Annotated in this window: 17 protein-coding genes and 1 pseudogene; 5 read left to right on the plus strand and 13 right to left on the minus strand. The window is 39.3% G+C overall.

Features of this window, described 5'->3' with window-relative positions; all coding sequences use genetic code 11:
* Positions 1-16: 16 nt before the first annotated feature.
* The 6 genes from CWR48_RS00875 to CWR48_RS00900 all read right to left on the minus strand — a co-directional run bounded on the left by CWR48_RS00875 (position 17) and on the right by CWR48_RS00900 (position 8,171).
* Positions 17-1,156 carry an acyl-CoA dehydrogenase gene (locus tag CWR48_RS00875; protein ID WP_115771150.1) on the minus strand — a complete coding sequence of 380 codons (1,140 nt, stop codon included), beginning with the start codon at positions 1,154-1,156 and terminating at the stop codon, positions 17-19.
* 24 nt (positions 1,157-1,180) lie between these two features.
* The gene (locus tag CWR48_RS00880) at positions 1,181-2,032 is read right to left on the minus strand and encodes a 3-hydroxybutyryl-CoA dehydrogenase (RefSeq protein WP_115771151.1); all 852 of its coding nucleotides are present in this window, start codon (positions 2,030-2,032) and stop codon (positions 1,181-1,183) included.
* Positions 2,033-2,119: 87 nt separating this feature from the next.
* Positions 2,120-3,307 carry an acetyl-CoA C-acetyltransferase gene (locus tag CWR48_RS00885; protein ID WP_115771152.1) on the minus strand — a complete coding sequence of 396 codons (1,188 nt, stop codon included), beginning with the start codon at positions 3,305-3,307 and terminating at the stop codon, positions 2,120-2,122.
* A 114-nt stretch (positions 3,308-3,421) separates the two neighbouring features.
* Positions 3,422-5,527, minus strand: coding sequence for a (Fe-S)-binding protein (locus CWR48_RS00890; protein ID WP_115771153.1), 2,106 nt, complete (start codon positions 5,525-5,527; stop codon positions 3,422-3,424).
* Between the two features lie 536 nt (positions 5,528-6,063).
* Positions 6,064-7,734 carry an arginine--tRNA ligase gene (argS, locus tag CWR48_RS00895; protein WP_115771154.1) on the minus strand — a complete coding sequence of 557 codons (1,671 nt, stop codon included), beginning with the start codon at positions 7,732-7,734 and terminating at the stop codon, positions 6,064-6,066.
* On the minus strand, positions 7,731-8,171 hold the full coding sequence (locus CWR48_RS00900) for a YwiB family protein (RefSeq protein ID WP_115771155.1): 441 nt from the start codon (positions 8,169-8,171) through the stop codon (positions 7,731-7,733). Before CWR48_RS00900 ends, argS begins: the two co-directional genes overlap by 4 nt.
* Positions 8,172-8,367: 196 nt before the next feature.
* On the opposite strand from CWR48_RS00900, the gene CWR48_RS00905 reads away from it, so the two are divergent.
* A complete protein-coding gene (locus CWR48_RS00905; protein WP_115771156.1) occupies positions 8,368-10,404 on the plus strand; it encodes a transglycosylase domain-containing protein in 2,037 nt (678 codons plus the stop codon).
* A 649-nt stretch (positions 10,405-11,053) separates the two neighbouring features.
* On the opposite strand, the gene CWR48_RS00910 is transcribed toward CWR48_RS00905, so the two are convergent.
* The 4 genes from CWR48_RS00910 to CWR48_RS20240 all read right to left on the minus strand — a co-directional run bounded on the left by CWR48_RS00910 (position 11,054) and on the right by CWR48_RS20240 (position 13,713).
* The gene (locus tag CWR48_RS00910) at positions 11,054-11,575 is read right to left on the minus strand and encodes a YwhD family protein (protein ID WP_115771157.1); all 522 of its coding nucleotides are present in this window, start codon (positions 11,573-11,575) and stop codon (positions 11,054-11,056) included.
* A gap of 79 nt (positions 11,576-11,654) precedes the next feature.
* Positions 11,655-12,152, minus strand: coding sequence for a YwgA family protein (locus CWR48_RS00915; protein WP_115771158.1), 498 nt, complete (start codon positions 12,150-12,152; stop codon positions 11,655-11,657).
* Between the two features lie 13 nt (positions 12,153-12,165).
* Positions 12,166-13,461 carry an HD domain-containing protein gene (locus tag CWR48_RS00920; protein WP_115771159.1) on the minus strand — a complete coding sequence of 432 codons (1,296 nt, stop codon included), beginning with the start codon at positions 13,459-13,461 and terminating at the stop codon, positions 12,166-12,168.
* 99 nt (positions 13,462-13,560) lie between these two features.
* Positions 13,561-13,713: a ribbon-helix-helix domain-containing protein gene (locus CWR48_RS20240; protein ID WP_170140655.1), complete on the minus strand. Its 153-nt coding sequence runs from the start codon at positions 13,711-13,713 to the stop codon at positions 13,561-13,563.
* A gap of 83 nt (positions 13,714-13,796) precedes the next feature.
* Here CWR48_RS20240 and tnpB point away from each other — a divergent pair.
* Together tnpB and CWR48_RS00930 are read left to right on the plus strand one after the other, a co-directional pair.
* Positions 13,797-14,973 (plus strand): annotated as a pseudogene (gene tnpB, locus CWR48_RS00925) (IS200/IS605 family element RNA-guided endonuclease TnpB).
* Between the two features lie 198 nt (positions 14,974-15,171).
* Positions 15,172-16,020: a lipoate--protein ligase family protein gene (locus CWR48_RS00930; protein ID WP_115771160.1), complete on the plus strand. Its 849-nt coding sequence runs from the start codon at positions 15,172-15,174 to the stop codon at positions 16,018-16,020.
* Positions 16,021-16,125: 105 nt separating this feature from the next.
* On the opposite strand, the gene pta is transcribed toward CWR48_RS00930, so the two are convergent.
* The gene (gene pta, locus CWR48_RS00935; protein WP_115771161.1) at positions 16,126-17,106 is read right to left on the minus strand and encodes a phosphate acetyltransferase; all 981 of its coding nucleotides are present in this window, start codon (positions 17,104-17,106) and stop codon (positions 16,126-16,128) included.
* Positions 17,107-17,332: 226 nt separating this feature from the next.
* On the opposite strand from pta, the gene hemQ reads away from it, so the two are divergent.
* Positions 17,333-18,082: a hydrogen peroxide-dependent heme synthase gene (gene hemQ, locus CWR48_RS00940; protein ID WP_115771162.1), complete on the plus strand. Its 750-nt coding sequence runs from the start codon at positions 17,333-17,335 to the stop codon at positions 18,080-18,082.
* Between the two features lie 333 nt (positions 18,083-18,415).
* A complete protein-coding gene (gene gerQ / locus CWR48_RS00945; protein WP_115771163.1) occupies positions 18,416-18,895 on the plus strand; it encodes a spore coat protein GerQ in 480 nt (159 codons plus the stop codon).
* Between the two features lie 329 nt (positions 18,896-19,224).
* Here the strand turns inward: gerQ and CWR48_RS00955 are convergent, their stop codons facing one another.
* Together CWR48_RS00955 and CWR48_RS00960 are read right to left on the minus strand one after the other, a co-directional pair.
* Positions 19,225-19,593, minus strand: coding sequence for a DUF423 domain-containing protein (locus CWR48_RS00955; protein WP_115771165.1), 369 nt, complete (start codon positions 19,591-19,593; stop codon positions 19,225-19,227).
* A 20-nt stretch (positions 19,594-19,613) separates the two neighbouring features.
* Positions 19,614-19,904: a YwdI family protein gene (locus CWR48_RS00960; RefSeq protein ID WP_115771166.1), complete on the minus strand. Its 291-nt coding sequence runs from the start codon at positions 19,902-19,904 to the stop codon at positions 19,614-19,616.
* Between the last annotated feature and the right edge of the window lie 171 nt (positions 19,905-20,075).

The following is a 20,075-nucleotide window of genomic DNA, read 5'->3' on the forward strand; positions in this document are numbered from 1 at the left end:
TCATCTACTTTTTACACTAATGCAGTAAATGCTTTGCAATCACGATATGCTGAATTTCATTGGTTCCTTCATAAATTTGTGTCACCTTTGCATCTCGGAAAAACCTTTCCACTGGATAATCCTTTGTGTATCCATATCCACCTAGAATTTGTACCGCTTCAATTGCGGTTTTCATTGCCGTTTTCGATGCATACATTTTTGCCATTGAAGCCTCTTTGCCGCAATCGATATTCCGTTCTACCAGTGATGCGACATGATAAACTAATAATTTCGCGGCTTCAACCTCTGTTGCCATATCTGCCAATTTAAATGAGATTCCTTGATTCGCTGCTATTGATCTTCCAAATTGCTCTCTTTTCTTCGCATACTTTACGGCATATTCAAGTGCCGCTTCAGCGATCCCAAGTGCTTGAGCAGCGATGCCGATTCGTCCAACATTCAAATTGGCCATGGCAATTTGGAAACCTTCTCCCTCGGTTCCTAGGAGCTGTTCTCTCCGTACAATACAGTTATCAAAATTTAATTGCACCGTACTTGAACCATGGAGTCCCATTTTCTTTTCCCTTTTGCCAATAATTAGTCCTTGGGTATTTTTTTCTATAATAAATGCACTGACCTCATTTGCTGTTTTGTCATGATTTGTTCTTGCAAAAACGATATACGTGTCTGCCACACCACCATTGGTAATAAACACCTTGGAGCCATTTAAAACATAATGTTCATCTTCTCGTTTGGCTATCGTCTTCATACTTTTCACATCTGATCCCGCCCCAGGTTCCGTTAAGGCAAATGCACCAAGGTACTCACCTGAGGCAAGTCTTGGTATGTAGCGTTTCTTCTGCTCCTCTGTTCCAAAATGTAGAATAGGGATCGTGCCAACAGACGTGTGGACTGATAATATCACACCAATGGCAGCGCTTACTTTAGAGAATTCATGAATTGCTATAATATAGGATGTATAGTCCATCCCACTTCCCCCGTATGCTTCAGGAATTGGAATGCCCATTAAACCAAGCTCTCCCATCTTTTCGATGATCTCTTTTGGAAATCGGTCTTCAGTCTCCATTCGCTCAATTTCTGGGGAGATTTCCTTTTGTGCAAATTCTCGAATGAGCTTCCGAATCATTTCCTGTTCTTCAGAAAAATTAAGATCCACCTTGGTATCCTCCCAATATCTTTTTCAACTATATTCGTAGAAGCCTCTACCAGATTTCTTACCTAACCAGCCGGCTTTGACATATTTTCTAAGCAATGGGCATGGACGGTATTTGCTGTCGCCAAATCCTTCATATAGTACTTCCATTATCGATAAACAAGTATCAAGTCCAATAAAATCAGCAAGGGTTAACGGACCCATTGGGTGGTTCATCCCGAGTTTCATGACTGAGTCAATATCTGCTGGTGATGCAACACCTTCATAGACCGTATAAATTGCTTCATTAATCATTGGCATCAGAATACGATTGGAGACAAAACCAGGAAAGTCATTTACCTCGACAGGTATTTTTTGCAGCTTCTTAGCTACTGCTTCAATTACCAGATGGGTTTCATCACTCGTTTGCAGGCCACGAATAATCTCGACTAGCTTCATAACAGGAACAGGGTTCATAAAATGCATGCCAATCACTTGATCTGGTCGATTCGTTACAGCTGCAATTTCCGTAATCGGCAGTGAAGAAGTATTCGACGCTAAAATGGCATGTTTTGGCATGATTTTATCAAGCTCACGAAATACTTTGGTTTTGACTTCCATATTTTCAATCACTGCTTCAATGATAAGATCACAGGATGCCGCGTCTTGCAGTTTATTGGAGGGTTTTAGTCGTTCTAATGTATTCTCCCTCCCCATCTCTGTCATTCTCTCTTTTTCTACAGCTCGAGCAAGTGATTTCTTAATCGTATTTATCCCTTTTTGGAGTGCTTCTCCATTCATATCATTCAGTAGCACCTCGAAACCTGATTGTGCACAAACTTGAGCAATTCCTGCACCCATTTGCCCAGCACCAATAACCATTATTTTATTAATCGACATCTAATAACAGCTCCTTTCTATTTTCGACTGTGGAGCGATTTGAAACTGAGGTGGAGCCTCACGTTCACACCTCAGTCCTTTTAGTTTTTATTCCCCAGCTACTTCAATCAAGATTGCGTCTCCTTGGCCTCCACCGCTGCAGATTGCTGCGATCCCCAGACCACCACCTCGGCGTTTTAGCTCATGAATTAATGTTAAAATTATTCTCGCACCACTTGCACCAATTGGGTGTCCAAGTGCAACTGCACCACCATTTACATTAATTTTTTCATGATCTATTCCGGCAATTTGACTGCTTGCGAGTGCTACAGCAGCAAATGCTTCATTAATTTCAAATAAGTCAATTTCATCAATTGAGTGTCCTGTTTTTTCTAATAGCTCGTTAATCACCAGACCCGGGGTTTGCGGGAAATTCTTCGCTTCTACTGCAACTTCTGCATGACCTAAAATCGTTGCTAGTGGCATTTTCCCAAGTTCTTCTGCTTTTTCGTCTGACATCATAACAAATGCACATGCACCATCATTTACACCTGGGGCATTTCCGGCTGTAATGGTTCCATCTTTGTCAAATGCTGGTCGTAATGCAGCTAATTTTTCAATTGTAGTATCTTTTCTTGGTGCTTCATCGGTATCTACAACAATTGGCTCACCTTTTCGTTGTGGAATCTCAACAGCCACGATTTCCTCAGCGAACTTTCCTTCTTCGATTGCTTTGTTTGCTAGCTTATGACTGCGGTAAGACCATTCATCCTGTGCTTCTCTTGTTAATCTAAATTCTTCTGCAGTTGAATTTCCGTAATTCCCCATGTGTACACCTGTGAATGTACATGTTAATCCGTCACTAACCATCATATCTTTTACTGTTTTATCACCCATGCGATTACCCCAACGAGCGTCTGGCAGATAATATGGTGCATTGCTCATGCTTTCCATGCCACCAGCAACAATTACCTCTTCATCGCCTAAGCGAATCAATTGATCTGCAAGGGTTACACTACGCATTCCAGAAGCACATACCTTATTAATCGTTTCTGTCTTCACTTCCCATGGCAGTCCAGCTTCTCTTGCTGCTTGACGGGATGGAATTTGTCCTTGCCCACCTTGTAAAACGGTTCCAATAATTACTTCATCAATCACTGAAACTTGTAATCCCGCACGATTCACCGCTTCCTCTATTGCCCTTCCACCTAGCTGCACAGCGGTTAATGACTTTAAGGCTCCTCCAAATTTTCCAAATGGAGTTCTGGCACCAGAAACAATAACAGACTTTCTCATATTCGCATCCACCTTTATCAATAGTTTTTGGCTTATATTAATATTTGTTATTATAAATCTATTAATCGATTAATTGAAAGCACGTTCCCCTATATTCTACAGAACAAACGCTTTCTACGCTATTTTCTCTTCCTCTTTAGTGAAAACAGATAATGCTAGAATTTCCGCAACATCCATCGTACTTATCTCTTCATCCACTTCCTTAGCCTTCGTTCCGTCTGTAATCATTGTTAAACAGAATGGGCATGCCGTGGAAATCATCGTTGGCTGAACAGCTAGTGCCTGTTCTGTGCGAGCAACATTGATACGATTTCCAGTCGTTTCTTCCGACCACATCAACCCACCACCAGCACCACAGCACATCCCATTTTCACGGCTGCGATTCATTTCGACTACTTCCAGGCCAGGTATGGATTGTAAAATTTCCCTTGGTGGATCGTAAACACCGTTATATCTACCTAAATAACAAGAATCATGGTATGTCAATCTTTCTTTTATTTCCCGCTGTGGTCGTAGTTTACCAGATTTCACAAGATCATATAATAACTGTGTATGATGATATACTTCTGCCTTGAAACCGAAATCTGGGTACTCATTTTTAAATAGATTAAATGCATGTGGATCAATCGTAACGATTTTTTTTACATCATATTTTTCAAAGGTTTTAATATTCTTCTCCGCAATTTCCTGGAATAGGAACTCATTACCAATTCTGCGAGCAGTATCGCCTGAGTTTGTTTCTGTATTTCCAAGGATTGCGAAGCTAACGCCTGCTTGGTTCATTAGTTTTGCAAAGGCTAAGGCAATCTTCTGACTGCGACTGTCATACGAACCCATCGAGCTGACCCAGAAGAGATATTCAAATTCCTTTCCTTCTTTTTGCAGCTCTTTCACCGTAGAAATAGATACAGATTCATCTTCCTCACGCCATTTTATCCGGTCTTTTTTCGATAGGCCCCATGGATTGCCTTGACGTTCGATGTTCGTAACCGCTCGCTGGGCATCTGGATCCATCTTTCCCTCCGTCATGACAAGATAACGGCGCATATCAAGAATCGTACCAACATGCTCATTATTAACTGGACACGCATCCTGACAATTACCACAGGTCGTACAGCCAGAAAGTTCCTCCACAGTGATTACATCACCAATGAGATTTGCATGCTGAACCGTTGCAGCTGCTTCGCCTCCAGCACTTGCTTGATTGCCCGTTGTATTTGCAAAGGCATAGGAAGGCACCCATGCGGTTTTACCGGTTATTGCCGCTCCTTTTTCCGTCAAATGATCACGCAGTTTAATCATAATATCCATTGGTGACAACATTTTCCCTGTACCAGATGCTGGACATACATCGGTACACCTGCCACATTCAACACATGCATAGAAGTCAACCATTTGATGCTGCTGGAAATCTTCTATCTTTCCAACCCCAAAGGCGATTTCCTCTTCATTTTCTTCCTGTTCATCCATTTCAAAATCAATTTTCTGCAATTTTAATGGATTCTCTTTACTTAAGAAAACATTCACAGGTCCAGCAAGTAAATGGGCATGCTTTGATTGTGGGACATAGACTAAAAATGTAAGTATTGTCAATGTATGTACCCACCAGGCAATGTAAAAGAGCACCATAGCCGCAGTTGGCGTCAAAAAGCTAAAAACGAGCGCAATCACACTTGCAACTGGCTCTGTCCATGTTGCTTCATGCCCTAGCCAAATTTGTGTCATGCCATTTCCAAATAATACAGAAACCATCAATGTACCAATGAATAATAAAACAAGACCCGCTTTAAATCCACGTTTTAATCGAACAATCTTTTCCATATAACGGCGATAAAATGCGCCAGCAACCGCAACGAGAATCATCAAGGTAACAAGTTCTTGGAAAAATACAAATCCAGGGTATGCGACACCAAAGGGCAAATGATTTCCTGGTGATAATCCCTTGATAAACATGTCAATCGCACCAAATTGCACAAGGATAAATCCATAGAACATCATCACGTGAATGGTTCCTGATTTCTTATCCTTTAGTAGTTTAGATTGACCGAATACATTTTTGACGATTCGTTGCAGTCGAAGCTTTATCTCGCTATCAAACGTTGACTCTTTTCCGAGCCTTATATAAGCAATGCGAGTGGTGATGACTTTAATAAATAGATAAAGTGCATAGACTGCGATTGCCAGGAATGCAATCCAATTAATTATAAGAAAAGTATCCATCTATTCGTTCCCCTTTCTTTCATTTTATGTTAGCGATTACATTTATTTGAAAAGTTTTACTTATTGAATTCTATTTTTACTTTAACAATGAATGGTCATTCAGTCAATGAGTTTTATTACTTTCTATTGGTTCTATTTTTTACGTTTATTTAAATGTTAAGTTACATCCTCCGTGGTCTGCTTCATTGAATAGAGTTTAGGTGACATCCGCCAAATTTAGGCGAGCACTGGTAATTTTCGAGCGAACACCCTACTATTTCGAACGAGCACTAGCATTTTTCGAGCGAACATCCAACTATTTCGAGCGGGCACTGGTATTATTCGAGCAAGGAACCAACCGTTGGAATTCAGTTTCTAGGTTGCATGCATATTTACATTGCACTCAAATTAAGTAATAAACCAGTGTAGTTACGTATTCCGCTTATCAGCACCCATTACTTAGCAGTTCAGGACTATAAATACTTTCTCACTGATAAATGTAACTACACAAAAAAACACGACTTGCCCTTCTCTTAGAAAAGGAGTCGTGTTTATTATTACATTTTTTCAGGTGCACTCACACCAATTAATTGCAATGCATTTTCAATTGTAATGCGAACTGCCTTCATCAATGCAATCCGGGCACTTGTTTGTTCTTGATTATCTTGGTCAAGCACCTTCTCTGCATTGTAGAAACTATGCAATAGGGTTGCTAAATTATAGACATATTGTGTGACCTTATGTGGTGTTTCCATTTCTGCTGCTTCTGCAATCATTTTTGGAAATTCACCGAGTTTCTTTAATAAATCCACTTCTTTTTCAGCGGTTAAGCGCGATACATCGTATGCACCTTCAATATCAAATCCTTTGTTTTTTGCCTGTTCCAGCATCGTACAAATTCGCGCATGTGCATACTGAACATAGTAAACAGGATTCTCATTCGTTTGTGATTTTGCTAAATCCATGTCGAAATCAAGCTGTGAATCATTGGAACGTGTAATGAAAGTGTACCGTGTTGCATCAACACCAACTTCTTCCATTAAATCCCTTAAGGAAACTGCTTTCCCTGTACGTTTACTCATCCGAACCTTTTCTCCACCTTCAAAAAGGTTTACCATTTGGATAATTTTTACTTCCATTTTTTCCGCTGGATAGCCTAGTGCTTGGATTGCAGCACGCATTCTCGGGATATAGCCGTGATGATCTGCACCCCAAACGTTAATGATTTTATCAAAGCCTCGATCTAATTTATCTTTATGGTATGCAATGTCAGGCGTGAAATAGGTGTAGCTGCCATCTTTCTTAATTAAAACACGATCTTTGTCATCCCCTAGATCTGTTGTTTTAAACCATGTAGCACCATCCTGCTCATAAATATGATTGCCTTTTTTCAATGTTTCCAGTGCATCTGTAATTTTATCGTCATGATATAAAGATCTTTCAGAGAACCAGTTATCAAAATGAACACCAAATTCTTCCAGATCCTTTTCAATATTCGCAAGCGACGCTTTTAGTCCGTATTCCTTGAAAAATTCGATACGTTCTTCTTTATCTTTCTCTGCCCACTCATCGCCATATTCCGTTACTAATGCATTCGCAATATCAATGATTGCTTGTCCATGATAACCGTCTTCAGGCATTTCAACATCCTGACCGAGTGCTTGAAGGTAACGTGCTTCAACAGATAAACCTAAATTTCCAATTTGGTTCCCAGCATCGTTAATATAATATTCACGCTCAACCTTGTAACCGGCAGCATCGAGAACATTACATAGTACGTCGCCAAATGCAGCTCCACGGGCATGACCTAAATGAAGGTCACCTGTTGGATTAACGGAAACAAATTCTACTTGCACGCTTTTCCCTTTTCCTGCATCTGTTTTCCCGTATTCTTCCTTCGCTTCTAAGATCGTAGGAATGATTTCACCAAGGAAATCATTTTTCATGAAAAAGTTAATGAATCCAGGGCCGGCAATTTCAACCTTTTCAATCGATGCTTTTGATTGATCTAAGTTTGCTACGATATCATCGGCAATTTGACGGGGAGCTTTCTTCGCTATTCTCGCAAGCTGCATTGCAATATTCGAGGCAAAATCCCCATGTGACTTGTCCTTAGGTTTATCTAATGCTACTGCCGGGAGCTCCTCTTCTGTCGCAAGCTTTGCGCCAAGGACGGCAGCCTTAATTTCCTGTTTTAATGTTTCTTCCGTTTGTTCTAAAACGTTCATTGTGAATCCTCCTCTTTATAATGTAACACCAATTCATGGGCACGTTCTTCTTGCCCATTTAATTTCACTTTGTAGGAAATGTTGACATGTCCTCCACCATGTTCATCCAGTTGCCGATGCGTGATTGTATCTGTGAAGGTTTCCATATGTAGTGATCCATGTGGATGCTTGTATATATTCTCCGTGATTTGATTCGCACGGAATTTCTGTGTCATCGATACAATACCAGTGCGCTTAATACTTACTTTATCTGCTTGAATCGTAATGAAGTTATTAATCGTAGCAGTGTCCTGGATATTTTCTTCATACGTAAGAACATCCATATTGCCTTTTCGATAATAGTTTCCAATATGTGTGGATGTATTATCTTCCAGCTGTCCTTGATCATTAATCTTTACGCTCAAGGTTATTTTAACCTTCTTTTGGATGGTATCCATCAAATCGCCTCATAACTTTGTTCAAAAACCATATAGTGTTCTTATTATATCGGTAAGTGTAGGGTCTTTTCAATATCTATCTATTTTCTTCTATATTTAATGCTTTTGTTATTATTTTTCACAAAGAAGTTTATTTCCTTCTATCCTTTCCCATAATGGAACTAATACAGTCATTTAATAAATGGGGATAATCATAATGAGACGTCATTTGCTTTTCAAAAAAAGGAATCGAATTATAATAAAATTCTTTATCGGCATGTTTATTTCCGCATGCATGTTTTTGGTTGGAATCTATTTTATTAGTTTTCTATTAGGTCCGCCGGCACTGACAAGTGAACAGAATACCATTTACTATAGCAATAATGGTGAAATTATTGGTGAGGAAAGTGGACTTGAAAACAGGTATTGGCTTGATTTGGATGGGATACCTTCTACGTTTGTCGATGCAACCATACTCATTGAGGATCAGCATTTCTTTGAGCATCATGGCTTTGATCTCAAACGAATTGCTGGGGCAATTGTAAAGAACATTCAATCTCTATCGTTAAAAGAAGGTGCGAGTACACTGACCCAGCAATACGCAAGGAATATATTTTTATCGCACGAAAAAACATGGACACGGAAGCTGAAAGAAGCCTTTTATACCATCCGATTGGAAATGTACTATTCAAAAGAGGAGATTCTTGAAGGCTATATAAACACGGTTTATTATGGGCACGGAGCCTATGGAGTCGAAGCTGCGAGTAAATACTTTTTTAATAAATCTGCGGCTGAACTCGATTTGGCTGAGTCAGCAATGCTTTCAGGCATTCCCAAAGGTCCAACCTATTACTCTCCATTTAATAATGAAACGAATGCAGCGAATAGACAAGCACTTATTCTAAACTTAATGAAAAATAATGAGGTAATAACGGAGCAAGAATACAATCATGCCAAAGCTGAGGAAATAGTTTACTCGCAAGCTAGACAAATAGAGAAAGAAATGATTGGACCTTATTTCCAAGATGTCGTTTTGAGCGAAGCAGCGGATCTTCTGAATTTAGAAATGGATGGGATTCGTTCTGGCGGCTTTAATATTTATACTACCTTGGATATCGACCAGCAGTCCATGCTCGAAACTACAACTAGTGCAACAATTAGTGCGCAAAGTGATATTGAAATCGGAGCAATGGCTATGGATCCAAAATCAGGAGCAATTCGCGCACTAATTGGTGGCAGGGATTATCAGAAGAGCCCATTTAACCGTGCTGTAGACGCAATGCGCATGCCTGGATCGACTTTTAAGCCGTTTTTATACTATGCAGCATTACAGAACGGTTACACGGCAAGCACGCTTCTAGCGAGTAAACCGACAACCTTTATGCTTGAAGATGGCGAAGTTTATGCACCTAGTAATTTTAACGATTATTATGCGGAAGAACCAATCACACTAGCACAGGCACTATCACTTTCCGATAATATTTATGCCGTAAAAACAATGTTGTATTTAGGTGCTGATAATTTAATAAAGACTGCAAGACAATTCGGGATTACGAGTGAACTGCCAGCTGTACCTTCACTTGCACTCGGTACAGCAACCGTTTCCCTTAAAGAAATGGTAACCGCCTATGGCATGCTGGCAAATGGCGGAAAGCAAATCGATGGGCATACGATTGAAAAAATTACGGATCGAAACGGAAAAGTCCTTTTTGAACGTGAAAATGAAGCTGGTCCATTGGTACTTGAACCGAAGCAGGTATTCATTTTAAATCATTTAATGACAGGTATGTTTGATCATAATCTTGATGGCTATACGGCTGTAACCGGTGCTAGCATTGCCGATAGCCTCACTCGTCCTTACGCTGGGAAATCAGGTACGACGAATTCGGATAACTGGATGATTGGTTATAGCCCGAGCTTGGTGACAGGGATTTGGACAGGATATGATGACAATCGTACAATGGAAGTAGTTGCAGAATCAGGATATGCGAAGAAAATTTGGGCGGATTTTATGGAATATGCCCATAAAGAATCACCCCAAGAAAATTTCGATGCTCCCATCGGCGTCGTTGGCATTCCAATCGATCCAAAGACCGGCGCACTTGCAACACCCTATTGTGACACAAGTGTTATCATGTATTTTGAAAAAGGAACCGAGCCGAGGAAATATTGTACGGAGCATTTTCAAGAGGAGAATGAAGTTGAATCGGATAAAGATAAGGGAATTATTGAGCGGTGGTTTGATATGTTTTAGTTAATAGGATAGATGCAAATCGTATCTAACATAGGACATTCTAATGCCATTGAGAAATGATAATTCACAGTCGATGTAAAGTGCGGACTAGTGACAATTTTGATTTCAGATCTGTAGAGAAGTTGATATTCACTCAAAAGGTTGCATTGCTTTACTTCAATTAACATCGTTTGTTAGTGGTAAGCCTCTCTTTTATATGTGGTTTCTTACAATCCCAGCGGAAGAAATACACGGAGACTTCTGCGGGAAGAAGAGCCTAGGTGAGACTTCGAAGTGCGATAGCACAAGAAGGCTCACCAGCTCCCCGCGAAAAGCGTAGTGTATTTCTGTAGCGACTAGCCTGAGAGCCTCAAGCATTAAACTAGTGAGAAGTTTATCTAGAATTAGCTTCAAGTCAATATAAATTCTCAGGGAAAATAATTTGCACAACGTATATTTCTAAACCTTCCAATTTCACCAAAAAAGAAGCCAACAATGTCGTGGTTCCGTTCCACTTGATTGTTGGCTTCCTTTTTGTCCTAGCAATACACGAGTGAACCCATGTAGTCATATTTTACAAACTAAATGAACAAAGTACAACCTATTTACCTTTTTTCACAAATTGTTCATATTTTATGGAATATTGGAGTATCTGCAAACCAGAGCGTCATTATTCTGGAAGGGCATCTTTCAACTCGTCTGCTGAATTATTCCACATTGCCTCATTAAACTCGACTAAGAAATCCTTTAGTAACTTTTTGGATGGCTCATCCATATGATCAACAACAATTTTTCCCTTTAGTGATTTTTCCATATGGGTGACATGCTGCCCCATTGATTTATACGCGCGTTTAATTGAGCGGTCAATAATAATTTCACTGCCAGCTACCCCGCCATAGTATGGTCCATTTTCGTTTCGATCGACGTTTACCCAAACAATCCAATAAAGCAGTCCATTTGGTACTTCCTCACGATTTGGAATAATCTTCACTCGTCGTTCGATTTCGCTTCTTGCGTGCATTGCACCCATATCGACATACGCCTTATTTTCGTTTGGATCAACAATTACAGAAGACATATTTTCCAAGCTAATGACACCTGATCCATAGCCACCATGACCATCCGTCGAATCATCTTTGATGATTGTAAAAGCATTACTTTTCTTTTTATTTGCGTCCTGTTCTGAACTCATCCAATCCCCCTCTTTCATCAAAGCTATTTATTTACCTAAATTGTATCATAAGCACCTATAATGGTCTGCTCACACCAAACTATGACTGCTTGATTTCCTCAATAAACTGAATTGCTTCCGTAATTTCAAGCTCGGTAAACTTCTGCTTTGGTTTTACTGTATGCACCTTTTCAATCGTTTCTTTGAGTGGGAAGTCATCAAAGAAAAGCATTGTAGACACGAGCTCTAAGAAGCGCGAGCTCTTAGCTTTCAACTTGTCCACTTTCACCTGATAATTTGGCATGTCCAAAGAAAACTGTTGTAGAAATACTTCACCCTCATTCGTAATCGTGTAATTATACTGGAAGTAATTACTCTTATCTTCCTTTATTTCATCTAAAAAGCCGAAGTTGCACAGCTCTTCAACCCGTAATGTGAGCTCCTCTGAATATGGTCCATAAACATAAAAATGGTACTTCTCCTCAAAAGGAATATTGCATTTCTGTAAGATATAAATCATCTTTTGCAGTTTCTTCCGACCTGTCACCCCATTTGCCATTGAAAAAAACTGCATAATTTTTGCATGATTGGTTAACAAATCTTCTCTCTCCTTAATTATATAAAATCTCTTTCATTCGATGTTTAATCCGTTCATCCGTTAGCGCCTCGATCCGATCTTTTGGAAAATACAACTTATGATCTGTCCGTCTCTTTCCAGAAATTGCCTCCACAATATCTGATTGTCTGGATAATTCTTTTACCTCACCATCTGGCATTAACAAATTTATCGGCAGACGTTCTCCTTCTTCACCAGGTCGATAGAAGTCATAAGGTAAATCAGACGAAGAATCGAGCACAAGATAATATTCTGGATCTATCCCGGCTTCCACAAATAACCCTGATAGCTCCATCCACTTATCTATTGGTTGATTCGGTGAATACTCTACATATTTAAATAAATGGCGATTCATGAACCGCTCACATAGATCACATAAAATCGTGTCATTTTCCTCTTGCCATTGCTGGAAGTAATAAAAAACAATGGAATCATCAAGCTTTAGATAATCCGCAAGCTTCACATCTTCATTGAAAAAGGAAAGAAAATGCTTTGGTTCAAGCTTAAAGGCAAAGTCCTCTGCTTCGAATAGCACCTTTGCCCGTTGCAATATTTTCGATAAAATAACTTCCGCGCTCCTTGTCACAGGATGGAAGTATACTTGCCAATACATTTGATAGCGGCTCATAATATAATCTTCGACCGCATGCATCCCCGTTGATTTGATCACCACCTGATCCTCAATCGGACGCATCACACGTAAAATCCGCTCCATATCGAAATGACCATAACTAACCCCTGTAAAATAAGCATCACGCTGCAAGTAATCCATGCGGTCCGCGTCAATCTGGCTCGAAATTAAACTAACGACCAATTTATCTTTATATGTTTTCGCGATAACATCGGCAACATCCCGGGAAAAACCTGGATTTACGCGTTCTAATACTTGATTAACCTTTGTATCACCGACAATTATTTGCTGGGTAAAATATTCATGATCGAGTTTAAACACTTTTTCAAAAGAATGTGAGAACGGCCCATGCCCTAAATCATGTAATAATGCCGCACATAAACAGAGTAAACGCTCCTCTTTATTCCAATGCGGGCGATCTTGGAAATTATTAATAATTCTCCTAACGATTTCGTATACTCCAAGCGAATGATTAAACCTGCTATGCTCTGCGCCATGAAACGTCAAATTCGTTGTTCCTAATTGTTTTATTCGTCGCAGCCGCTGAAATTCTGGTGTTGCGATTAAATCCCAAATGACTCTATCCCTTACGTGAACATAACGGTGGACAGGGTCTTTGAAAACTTTCTCCTCAGATAATTGTTCATCTCTATATGCCATTTTTCCCCATCCGTTCTTTTTAGGCTATTTTAACTTTTTAAGGCGAGAAGAATCCCAGTGAGTAAGTGGGAGATGAATCGCCTTCGGACAAGGGATGGCTTACTTGCCATCTCGATTGTCCGACTGTTCGAGAGCATATTGGATGAGATAAATAATTGTTTGAGTTCGAGTTGTAAAACCCTTCTTCTCCTTAAACTCATCAATACGCTTCAATAACTCCTTTGGATAACGCATATTTAAAACTTGTGACACTTCATAATCCTCCTTGTATATTAAATGATACATGATATAATAATTGTATATCATAATAATACACAATCAGGAGATAAAACACAATATTAGTCAACAAGGCTTACAAGTTTCGAATATACCCAAATAAAAAGCAAATCGAGCTAATCAATAATACAATCGGTTCTACAAGGTTTGTCTTTAATTTCTTTCTTGGCAAACAGAAAGACAAAGATGCCTATTGGTATATCGCTGAAGAAATGGTTCAAAACGGTCAAATATCAGCGAATGACTGGAAGGGTGAGTTTCTTAACAGGTACCAAACAGTATAAGAACTTCCTAACCTAAAAAAACAGTATCCTTTTTTGAAAGAAGTAGACAGTATTGCTTTGCAGAGGGCCCGCTGAAAACTTGTCGGATTCTTACGACAGATATTATAAAAAGCAGAATAAATATCCACGCTTCAAGTCTAAATTGAATCCTGTCCAGTCTTACACAACGAAGCATACAAACGGAAATATAGCAGTTATAGATAACTATGTTAAACTGCCTAAGCTTGGGTTGGTTCGCTTTGCCAAAAGTCGTGAAGTGAACGGGAAAATTTTGAGTGGAACAATTAGACCTAATCCTTCAGGAAAATACTTTGTTTCTATTGGAGCCGAAACCGAAGTATCAGAGTTACCGAAAACCAGTTTGACTGTTGGTGTAGATGTCGGTCTAAAAGATTTTGCTATTCTTTCAGATGAAAAAATCTACTCGAATCCAAAGTTTTTCCGTTCTTTAGAGGAAAAATTAGCAAAAGCACAACGAATCATAAGTAGACGAACAGTAGGCAGTTCGAACTGGTATAAAGCGAAAATTAAAGTCGCACGTATCCACGAAAAGATTGTCAATGCACGCAAAGATCACTTAGACAAAATCTCTACTAATATTGTCAAAAACCACGACATTATTGGAATGGAAGATTTGTCAGTAAGCAATATGTTAAAGAATCATCATTTGTCTAAAGCCATCAGTGAAGTATCATGGTCACAATTCAAAACAATGATCGAATACAAATCCAAATGGTATGGAAAACAAGTTGTCACTGTTGCGAAAAACTCCCCATCCAGTCAACTTTGTTCATGCTGTGGCTATCAAAACAAAGACGTTAAAAATCTTGGATTGCGTGAATGGGATTGTCCTAAATGTCATGCCCATCATGACAGAGATATTAACGCAAGTGTGAATCAAAAGAATGAAGCGATAAGACTTCTAACCGTCGGTGCGACGGGGTTAGCCTAATCAATAACTAGTGGATACACTGGTGTTCTTAGGAATCTCCCACTACAATCAGCTTGTAAGAGCGATAAGTGGTGAAAAGTTCAATATATGATGTAATTATATTATAGTTATAAAGAAACTTCCATGAACGACACGAATTTGTAATACTTCATTTATGAAAGTCAGCGCTGCTGAAATATTAAAAAAAAGAGGGACATTATGAAAAATTGGCATGAAATTATCACTCATGAAACCTTCCGATATATGGATCATTCACTTGAAAAACAAATTAATTCAAAACCAAATACTGCTTTAACATCATTTGCTGTAGATGATGCACTTGCGACCTCCGTAAGCAATGGGGAATCTGCCCCTGTGATACGATTATGGGTTCATCCTAAAACGGTCGTACTTGGGATACCAGATGCAAAGCTCCCTTATATTGACGAGGGAGTACCATTTTTAGCAGAACATGGCTATCATACTGTCATAAGAAATTCCGGTGGGCTTGCGGTCGTATTGGATGAAGGAGTGCTCAATCTTTCGCTCGTCATTCCAGGTGTACACGATCTCACAATTCACGACTGCTATGAAGCGATGGTTAGTTTCGTGCAATATATGCTTCGTGATCTAACCGATAAAATTGAAGCATATGAAATTGTCGGCTCTTATTGTCCAGGTGATTATGATTTAAGCATTAATGGCAAGAAGTTTGCAGGCATCTCACAAAGGCGAATTAAAGATGGTGCAGCAATTCAAATTTATTTAGATGTAGAAGGAAATAGTAAAGAGCGGACAGCACTCATTCGTGATTTTTACAGTATCAGTAAAAAAGACGCTGAAACGAAATTTGTCTATCCCACTGTAGAGCCGAATGTTATGGCATCCCTATCAGAGTTACTCGGACTTGATTTAACTGTAAAGGAAATGAAAGAGCGAGTGTATGCTGCATTAAGGAATTTCAGTACAAAAATTGTTGTTGAGGATTTTTCTGATAGTGAGCTTGAGGTTTTCGAAAAGCGATATGCCCAGATGGTGAAGCGGAATGAAAAGATTGCTCAGATTTAGTCAGGTGTTTGATCAGAGCTAAACGTTCCAGCTCCAAACCCACTCACATCAAAAAGTGCTTGTACTAAAGTTTCTACTCTAGTACAAGCACTTTAACATACAGTTTTATTCAGCTGCTACTGCTTGAGATGCAGTAATGATCGCTAAGTTAAATACATCTTCAGCATTACATCCGCGTGATAGATCGTTAACTGGTTTGTTTAATCCTTGTAAAATAGGACCAACAGCTTCGAACCCACCTAAACGTTGTGCAATTTTATAGCCGATGTTTCCTGCTTCAAGACTTGGGAAAACAAATACGTTTGCATCCCCTTTAATCACTGAATCTGGCGCTTTTTTCTCAGCAACACTTGGTACGAATGCAGCGTCAAATTGGAATTCACCATCAATGACAAGTGATGCATCTTTTTCTTTTGCAAGCTTCAATGCGTCTGCAACTTTTTCTGTTTCCTCGGATTTAGCTGATCCCTTCGTTGAGAAGCTAAGCATTGCAACACGTGGATCAATATCAAATAGTTTAGCTGTTACAGCACTCTCTGCTGCAATCTCTGCTAAATCTTGGCTGTCAGGAGCAATATTGATTGCACAATCTGCAAACACATATTTCTCATCATCACGAACCATGATAAATACTCCAGAAGTTTTCTTAAGGCCTTCTTTTGTTTTAATGATTTGTAATGCAGGACGAACAGTATCTGAAGTTGAATGTGCAGCACCACTTACTAAACCATCTGCTTTGTCCATATAAACTAGCATCGTTCCGAAGTAATTTTCATCAAGCAGGATTTTACGTGCATCCTCTTCTGTTGCTTTCCCTTTACGGCGCTCAACAAATGCAGCAACCATCGCATCGAATTCTGCATAATCTGCTGGATCGATGACTGTAAGTGAGGATACATCAACACCTAGCGAATCTGCTTTCTTGCTAACTTCTTCTTTATTCCCAATTAGAATTGGCTCAACAATTCCTTCTGCGCTTAGTTTACTAGCTGCAGTCAAGATTCGTTCATCTAAACCTTCTGGAAATACAATTTTTTTATTTTTCGATGAAACTTTTGTTGTTAATTGATCAAATAGCTGGCTCATCTTTTACCTCCAATATTGATTTGCTAAATTTAGCACACACTAATGATATAGGATTTAGGTTGTAATTTAAAGCAAATACATTTTAACAGAAAATTTTTGACAAAGAATCGACAACTGACTAAAATAGCTGGAAAGGTGAGTACTTACCTATGAATAGATTACCCCAATTATGCTATAGTAAAAACAGACACAAAATAAGTTTTGTTAAATACAAGGAGTGATTATCTTGGCTGAAGCAGTAGTAACCATGGATGGTTGGTGTACGCTACATGATACACGTACATTCGACTGGTCTTCATGGAAAATGACATCGGAACAAGAAAGATCCGAAGCAGTAGCAGAATTTGAACAATTAATGACAAAATGGGATATGACCGAGGAAGATAAAAACGGCAGTCAAACCCTTTATAAAGTAGTTGGCAATAAAGCTGATCTACTATTTATTTTCCTACGCCCTACAATGGACGAGCTAGAGGAAATTAAACGTGAAATCAATAAATCAAAAATCGGCGATTATTTAATTCCAGGATATTCTTATGTATCCATCGTTGAAATGACGATGCATAACCCAATGGATGGAGGTAGAGACCGTGTATTAGATCCAAAAGTAGAAGCACGCTTAAAGCCAATCTTACCTAAATGGGAACATGCTTGTTTCTATCCAATGGCTCGTCGTCGCAATGAGGAAGCAAACTGGTTTGCTATCGATAAGGCAGAGAGAACGAGATTACTTTATGATCACGGGATGACGGGTCGCAAATATGCTGGAAAAGTGAAGGAAATCATCACAGGCTCGATAGGACTTGATGAATGGGAATGGGGCGTAACTTTATTCGCTCATGATCCACTAGAGTTTAAGAAGATTGTTTATGAAATGCGTTTTGATGAAGTAACAGCGAAATACGGTGAGTTTGGCGATTTTATTATCGGTAATCATTTAGCAAAAGAGGCAGTTGCATCATACTTTGCACTGTAAACAAAGGCGGAAGCCGCCCGTTTAGTGACGTACGGACTGCGCCCCTGCAGTTTGGGGTGGTTCGACGTGTCGAACATTCCTTCGTAGGAGATAAAGGAACCACGATGAGCGAAAGCGGTTGACTTAGATTACGGAGGTGAGGGAAGTCTCGCTAGGAGCACGGGCGCTGAAGCTAGACGGGGCCTCTCCTGAAAGAAAGCCATGCTGTGATAAAAGACAGCATGGCTTTTTTTAGTTATTATTTCCTTTGTCCTCACATACATATAATTATTGAGTTAAGCAATATAGAAAAGGAAGCATTCGCTGAAACACAATAATTAGGAGGTTTTTTATATGAGCGAGAATCAAGAAGGTTCAAACCAGAATTCAGCGCAAGGACTAAGCCAGCAGCAATTTCCAAGCCAAAACCCATATCAGCCATACCCTTACTACTATTACCCACAAACATCACAAGCATATTATCCAGCATATCCAACGAGACAATTTCCATTACCGTCACAGCAGCAGCAAAACCAATCCACTGGGGGGCAAGGACAGCTTCCTGTACAACAATCCTATATTGAGAATATTTTACGTCTCAATAAAGGGAAGCTTGCAACGGTTCATATGACCTTTGAAGGTGGCCATCAGAAAACATTCAAAGGAATTATTGAAGCCGCCGGTCGCGATCATATCGTCCTAAGCGAAACCGCAACAGGAAGACGCGTTCTACTACTGATGGTGTACCTAGATTACGTTACATTTGACGAAGAAATTAATTATTCTTACCCGTTTGGGAGTAGCCAGCAATTAACGACACAACCACCTAGATAATTTTAAGAAGAAAAAAGGATGATACAGCAACCTTACTGTGTCATCCTTTTCATCCATTTTTCACTATACTAAGGAGCGATAACATGCGACACCCTTATGAAAAGTTTGCTCGAATCGAACTTATTTCACTTGTCATTGTTATCCTGTTTGGCTTAATCGCACTTATTCAGGGGTTCCTTATCCTTATCTTCTTTTCTCTCTATCTCATAGCTCTGAGCTTAGTTTGTGACGCGCTGCTCCATCTGTACTTCCGAAACTCGCAGCAGGCGGGCAAACAGATTCTTCGAGCCGTAATGCTATTTATCTTTGCAACCTATCTTCTGTTCGCATTATAAATTTCGCATTACAGCAATTCCAAGCAGGACCCAACCAATTAAAAACGCTACCCCACCAATTGGCGTAATCATCCCAAAAGTTTTAACGGATGTAACGGAATAGAGGTATAGACTTCCTGAAAATATAATAATCCCTACTAAGAACATCCAACCTGCCCATTGAAGGCCACCACTCTGGAACTTAGCTAAAAGCAATCCTGTTACAAATAATGCCATCGTATGGAACATTTGATAATCTACTGCCGTATTCCATGTGCCAATTTGCTTTTCAGTAACTTTTCCTTCTAAACCATGTGCACCAAATGCTCCAAGTGCAACTGCAATAAACCCGTTAATTGCCCCAAAAATTAAAAATAATTTCATACCCAATTGCTCCCATCTAATTAAAAGTCAAAAATAGAGCCGCCATTCGCTTCTTTCTCATCATCAATCACAGTCTTTTTTAATTGACCTTGACTACCGATCATAGCCTTTAATTCTGCTTCAGAAATCCCATCAGAAACCTTACTTTTTGTAATAACTGCAGGCACCGGCTCTTCTTCTATAAATAAATCACATAACACCTTCACATTTGAAATATGACGTACCATTGTATCGTGATTTTGTTGATTTTCCTTTGCCAAATTCAATTCATCGATCATCTTTTTTATGATCGTATTATTTTCTACTGCCAATCAAACCACTCCTCAAACAAAAACTTTAAAGCTTATTCTATTATAGCATGATTGGTTTTAGATTTAATATGAAAAGGGTTTACCGGAGATTAGATTGATGACGGTGCGCTATCATCACTTAGATAACTTACTAAGTTGACCATTAATAAGATTGCATTCAAGGTAATATTT

Source organism: Oceanobacillus arenosus (genome assembly GCF_003369575.1).
In the GTDB taxonomy this organism is placed as follows: Bacteria; Bacillota; Bacilli; order Bacillales; family Amphibacillaceae; genus Oceanobacillus; species Oceanobacillus arenosus.

Excerpts from the sequence above, each read along its gene's own strand:
- CWR48_RS00930 (WP_115771160.1), top strand. The coding sequence starts at position 15,172 with ATGAAAAATTGGCATGAAATTATCACTCATGAAACCTTCCGATATATG.
- CWR48_RS00955 (WP_115771165.1), bottom strand. The coding sequence starts at position 19,593 with ATGAAATTATTTTTAATTTTTGGGGCAATTAACGGGTTTATTGCAGTT.
- CWR48_RS00905 (WP_115771156.1), top strand. The coding sequence starts at position 8,368 with ATGAGACGTCATTTGCTTTTCAAAAAAAGGAATCGAATTATAATAAAA.
- CWR48_RS00890 (WP_115771153.1), bottom strand. The coding sequence starts at position 5,527 with ATGGATACTTTTCTTATAATTAATTGGATTGCATTCCTGGCAATCGCA.
- CWR48_RS00910 (WP_115771157.1), bottom strand. The coding sequence starts at position 11,575 with ATGAGTTCAGAACAGGACGCAAATAAAAAGAAAAGTAATGCTTTTACA.
- CWR48_RS00885 (WP_115771152.1), bottom strand. The coding sequence starts at position 3,307 with ATGAGAAAGTCTGTTATTGTTTCTGGTGCCAGAACTCCATTTGGAAAA.
- CWR48_RS00920 (WP_115771159.1), bottom strand. The coding sequence starts at position 13,461 with ATGGCATATAGAGATGAACAATTATCTGAGGAGAAAGTTTTCAAAGAC.
- CWR48_RS00880 (WP_115771151.1), bottom strand. The coding sequence starts at position 2,032 with ATGTCGATTAATAAAATAATGGTTATTGGTGCTGGGCAAATGGGTGCA.
- pta (WP_115771161.1), bottom strand. The coding sequence starts at position 17,106 with ATGAGCCAGCTATTTGATCAATTAACAACAAAAGTTTCATCGAAAAAT.
- argS (WP_115771154.1), bottom strand. The coding sequence starts at position 7,734 with ATGAACGTTTTAGAACAAACGGAAGAAACATTAAAACAGGAAATTAAG.
- CWR48_RS00900 (WP_115771155.1), bottom strand. The coding sequence starts at position 8,171 with ATGGATACCATCCAAAAGAAGGTTAAAATAACCTTGAGCGTAAAGATT.
- gerQ (WP_115771163.1), top strand. The coding sequence starts at position 18,416 with ATGAGCGAGAATCAAGAAGGTTCAAACCAGAATTCAGCGCAAGGACTA.